A 1,013-nucleotide genomic window follows, 5' to 3' on the forward strand; every position below is an offset into this window, starting at 1 on the left:
TGAAGATGTCTGTTTTCAGTGTGGAGTGGGAGATTTGATTCTTGACAACAACCTTGTGAAGTCTCATAGCATCCATTCTTGTATCATTGAGGTCATGAGGGCATGAATAGGTTGGTCAAAGAATCTGTTGATTTGTGTTTCTCTTTTGCCTTCTCCTTTGCCAGCCTCACCTCTTGCTCCATGGTGAGTTTGTCCTTGAGGACTTCAATGACCTTGTCCACTGGGATCTTCTTGTCTTGCAGAATCTTGATCTGTAACCTCCAGCCACATCAAATGTGAGTCACAGTCATTGGGGGGAGTGCAAGGATGCCCATATAAAAATGAGATTGTGTTCACAAAGTCAAAACAAAGTAGATAAAATTTTGTTATTATTTAAAATGGAGAACATAAAAATCTGCAAAAGAGGAATTGAGACTTATAAAAACAAGGCCTAGAAAAAGCAAAATCAAAAAAAATATTAAATTCCATATATTTGTTTGAAAAGGCAAGTACATGGAGGGGCAAGTGCACAGTTTAAGATTATAACTTGACTTTTGTGTTCATTGGCAAGTGGAATAATTGTGGGGGAGTGAAGGTGAAAGACCTGTATTTATGAATTAGTTGTTGCTGTCATCAGATGAGGAGCTGTTGCTGTCATTGCTGCTGCTGCTGCTGCTGCTGCTGGACTGGGGTGCTTCCTCCTGCTCCTCAGTGCTGTTGTTGTGGTCGCTGGCAGAGGCCTTCTTGCTCTCCTTGGTTTTCTTGGTCTTGGCATCTTGGAGGGAGATGAATGTGTTGGGCTGTCTCTCTTGTGCTTGGAGGAACTGGAGGATGAAGAAGCAGTTGTCTCTGAGCTTGCAATGCAGCCTGGAGCTGTCAATGGACTTGTTCCTGCAATGTGTTGTTGGTTTCTCCTTGCCCTTGCTCTTCAGCTGCTCCTCCATCTCCAACTCTTGGCTGATGGTGTCAGACTTGTGATGCTTGCCAGGGTCAGACTTGTGACTTGCCTGCAGTGGTAGGAAAATGATTGTGTA

At 43.5% G+C, this 1,013-nt stretch carries 1 protein-coding gene; it reads right to left on the reverse strand.

Features of this window, described 5'->3' with window-relative positions:
- Nucleotides 1-596 precede the first annotated feature (596 nt).
- Nucleotides 597-1,013 (reverse strand): hypothetical protein (locus DB41_RS11845; protein WP_238578504.1); only part of this gene is annotated, 417 nt, incomplete at its 5' end.

It is taken from the genome of Neochlamydia sp. TUME1, from assembly GCF_000813645.1.
Taxonomy (GTDB): domain Bacteria; phylum Chlamydiota; class Chlamydiia; order Chlamydiales; family Parachlamydiaceae; genus Neochlamydia.